The sequence below is a fragment of the Campylobacter sp. 2018MI13 genome, assembly GCF_018501135.1.
In the GTDB taxonomy this organism is placed as follows: Bacteria; Campylobacterota; Campylobacteria; order Campylobacterales; family Campylobacteraceae; genus Campylobacter_E.
On the sequence record NZ_JAHCZC010000111.1, the window covers coordinates 1 to 3,746 of the forward strand.

Annotated in this window: 5 protein-coding genes; all 5 read right to left on the reverse strand. The window is 29.1% G+C overall.

Features of this window, described 5'->3' with window-relative positions:
* Positions 1 to 370, reverse strand: a 370-nt coding sequence (locus KJQ99_RS08850; RefSeq protein ID WP_214150583.1) for a glycosyltransferase, incomplete at its 3' end; no start/stop codon positions are given.
* A complete protein-coding gene (gene rfbB / locus KJQ99_RS08855; RefSeq protein ID WP_214150584.1) occupies positions 360 to 1,370 on the reverse strand; it encodes a dTDP-glucose 4,6-dehydratase in 1,011 nt (336 codons plus the stop codon). The genes KJQ99_RS08850 and rfbB, both read right to left, overlap by 11 nt.
* Positions 1,367 to 2,230, reverse strand: coding sequence for a dTDP-4-dehydrorhamnose reductase (gene rfbD, locus KJQ99_RS08860; protein ID WP_214150585.1), 864 nt, complete (start codon positions 2,228 to 2,230; stop codon positions 1,367 to 1,369). Before rfbD ends, rfbB begins: the two co-directional genes overlap by 4 nt.
* On the reverse strand, positions 2,223 to 2,792 hold the full coding sequence (rfbC, locus tag KJQ99_RS08865) for a dTDP-4-dehydrorhamnose 3,5-epimerase (RefSeq protein ID WP_214150586.1): 570 nt from the start codon (positions 2,790 to 2,792) through the stop codon (positions 2,223 to 2,225). Before rfbC ends, rfbD begins: the two co-directional genes overlap by 8 nt.
* The gene (gene rfbA / locus KJQ99_RS08870) at positions 2,789 to 3,664 is read right to left on the reverse strand and encodes a glucose-1-phosphate thymidylyltransferase RfbA (protein ID WP_214150587.1); all 876 of its coding nucleotides are present in this window, start codon (positions 3,662 to 3,664) and stop codon (positions 2,789 to 2,791) included. Before rfbA ends, rfbC begins: the two co-directional genes overlap by 4 nt.
* Positions 3,665 to 3,746 lie beyond the last annotated feature (82 nt).

A 3,746-nucleotide genomic window follows, 5' to 3' on the forward strand; every position in this document is an offset into this window, starting at 1 on the left:
GTATCATTAATGGGGTATTTTGAAAATCATATTTTAAAATAATTTCCATTTGTTTTGATAATTTATTTTTATCCCATATATCATCTTGATCTGATAAAGCAATAAAATCCTCATTACAATTTTTAATTAGTGTTTCAAAATTTTTAATAAAACCAATATTATTTTTATTTTGTTTTATATTTATTAGATAGGGATATTTTTTTTGATATTGTTTTAAAATACTATAAGTATTATCAGTAGAACAATCATCATTTATATATATTTTTATATTTTTGTATGCTTGATTTATAATAGAATCTAATTGTTTAGATATGTATTTTTCTCCATTATAAGTAGCCATAATTATTGCTACACAATTACTACTTTGCATACTTTTTTACATACCACTTTATGGTTTTTACTATACCGCTATCAAATGTCTCATCAGCTCTCCAGCCAAGCTCATTTTCAATCTTGCTTGCATCTATTGCGTAGCGTCTATCGTGTCCTGCTCTATCTTCTACAAATGTTAGTAAGTTTTTATAGCTTTCATTTTTTGGTAAAAGCTCATCTAAAATCTCGCATATCTTAGCAACTATCTCAAGGTTTGTGCGTTCGTTTTTACCACCTATGTTATAAGTCTGTCCTGCTTTGCCTGTATGATATGCTATATCAATACCTTTGCAATGATCTAGCACATATAACCAATCACGAATATTTTTACCATCGCCGTATATTGGAATAGGCTTATTTGCAAGAGCATTTCTAATGATAGTTGGGATTAACTTTTCATCGTGTTGTTTTGGTCCGTAGTTATTAGAACAATTTGTAATAATCGTATTTAATCCATAAGTTTCATGATAAGCACGAACTATCATATCAGAACTTGCCTTGCTTGATGAATAAGGAGAATTAGGTGCATATGGAGTGGTTTCGCTAAATAGTCCAGTCTCTCCTAGAGTGCCATAAACCTCATCTGTGCTTATATGATGAAATCTAGCGTTTTTATACTCATCTTTATAGGCAAATGGCTTATTCATCCAGTATTTATAAGCTACATCTAAAAGCGTAAAAGTTCCATTTACATTTGTTTTTATGAAAGCTTCTGGGTTTTTGATAGAATTATCCACATGACTTTCAGCTGCAAAATGAATAACCCCGCTTATATCAAACTCTTTAAATATAAACTCCACTAGCTCTCGGTTACAAATATCACCCTTTATAAATTTAAAGCGTGTATTTTTCTCGCATTCTTTTAAGTTTTCAAGGTTGCCTGCATATGTTAAAAGGTCAAGATTTATAAGATTATATTCGCTATATTTATCTAAAAAATACGGAACAAAATTTGAGCCAATAAACCCTGCCGTGCCTGTTAATAATATATTTTTCATTTAAGTTCTCCTAGTCTTTTTAAACAATCTTTCACACCTTCACTCCAGTGTGAAATTCCTATTTCAAATTCTTTTTTGATTTTATCTTTATCTAGCACACTATAGCTTGGGCGAGTGGCTTTTGTGGGATATTCGCTAGTTTTTATGGGATTTATTTTGCACTTATTACCGCTTAACTCATTTATGAAATATGCAAAATCATACCAGCTACAAACCCCTTCGTTTGAGTAATGATAAATATTTACGCCACTTTTAAATTTCGTATGTTTGCTAAGTATAAAATCAGCTAAATCTTTAGCATATGTAGGACTTCCGATTTGATCACTTACTATATCCAAACTATATTTAGTCTTAAAAAGATTTAACATAGTTTTTAAAAAATTCTTACCATAAAAGCTATAAACCCAAGAAGTGCGAATTATGCTAGCGTTTAGGTTCGGTGTATTTAAGATAGCTTGTTCTGCTAATTCTTTTGAATGCCCATATACTCCTAAAGGATTTGTTTTGCTATCTGGTTTATATGGAGTATGATTGGTACCATCAAATACATAATCAGTTGATATGTGGATTAAATAAACATTATATTTAGCACATATTTTAGCCATTTCTTCAACGCTTTTATGATTTATTAGATAGGCTAAGTCTTTTTCATTTTCTGCTTTATCTACTGCTGTATAAGCTGCTGTGTTGATAATGGTGCTAATTTTATTATGCGTTATAAAATATTTTAAAATAGATGAGTTGCTAATATCAAGCTCATTTTTATTAGTGAAATAAAAATTATCATTATAATTACACGAAAGTTCTTTTAATTCACTTCCAAGTTGTCCATTTGCACCTGTTATCAAAACATTAGGCATAGTAATTTACCCCATATTCAAATAACTCTTTACATTCGCTAAGCAGTGGTTGGACTTTATCTTTATCTGATAAAATCATATTATCGCAATTCCAATTAATATTTAGATATTTATCGTTATATATAATCCCTCTTTCGTGTTCTTTGGAATAATAATTATCTACTTTATAGTTTATAATAGTATTTTCTTCTAGTGTTAAAAAACCATGCGCAAATCCTATAGGTATAAATATTTGTTTTTTATTTTCTTTGCTTAATATTGTAGATATATACTTACCAAAAGTAGGGCTTTTGATTCTAATATCTACAATAACATCTAAAATTGCTCCATTAATTACTCTTACTAATTTACTTTGCGCATATGGTGGAATTTGATAGTGTAATCCTCTTAATACATATTTATCAGATTTACTTTCGTTATCTTGACAGAAGCGAATATTTTTATTTACTAATTTATTTAGTTTTGTTTCATTATAGTATTCTACAAAATATCCTCTATTATCGTTGATATAGTTTGGTATAAATTCATATACACAATTAAAAAAAATATTAGTTATTTTCATTTTAAATTCGATAAATTTATTAGGTACTTACCATAGTCATTTTTTGCTAAAGGCTCAGCTAATTTCAAAAGTTTTTCTTTATTTATCCAACCTTTTTTATAAGCTATTTCTTCAAGGCAAGCCACCTTAAGTGATTGGCGTTTTTCGATCGTCATTACATAATTACTTGCTTCAAGTAATGATTCGTGAGTTCCTGTATCAAGCCAAGCAAAGCCACGACCCATAAGCTCAACATTTAATCTTTTTTCTTTTAAATACATTTGGTTTATACTTGTAATTTCTAACTCACCACGAGCTGATGGCTTAACACTTTTTGCTTTTTTTACAACATCATTTGGATAAAAATACAGCCCTGTTACAGCATAATTACTTTTAGGCTCTTTTGGCTTTTCTTCTATACTAATTACTTTGCCACTTTCATCAAATTCTGCTACACCATAACGCTCTGGATCTGCTACATAGTATCCAAAAACAGTTGCTTTATTTTCGTTTGCATTTTGAACACTTTGCTTTAGCATATCTGTAAAACCTTGACCATAAAAAATATTATCACCAAGAATTAAACATACATTTTCATTTTGAATAAATTCTTCACCTAATAAAAATGCTTGAGCTAAACCATCTGGACTTGGTTGCTCTATATACGATAATTTGATACCTAAATCGTCTCCATTTCCTAAAAGCTTTTTGTAGCTTGGTAAATCATCAGGTGTTGAGATGATTAGAATATCTTTAATCCCTGCAAGCATTAAAACTGATAATGGATAATATACCATTGGCTTATCGTATATTGCTAAAAGTTGCTTACTTGTTCCTTTTGTAATAGGGTAAAGTCTAGTTCCACTACCCCCTGCTAAAATTATTCCTTTCATTTCATTCCTTTCAATAGGTATTTAAAAAATTTTACTATACCTATAATTTTTAATATGGTAAAATTATTATTTTTATATAAAT

Coding starts and splice junctions, on each gene's coding strand:
- rfbB (WP_214150584.1), bottom strand. CDS start 1,370: ATGAAAAATATATTATTAACAGGCACGGCAGGGTTTATTGGCTCAAAT.
- rfbD (WP_214150585.1), bottom strand. CDS start 2,230: ATGCCTAATGTTTTGATAACAGGTGCAAATGGACAACTTGGAAGTGAA.
- rfbC (WP_214150586.1), bottom strand. CDS start 2,792: ATGAAAATAACTAATATTTTTTTTAATTGTGTATATGAATTTATACCA.
- rfbA (WP_214150587.1), bottom strand. CDS start 3,664: ATGAAAGGAATAATTTTAGCAGGGGGTAGTGGAACTAGACTTTACCCT.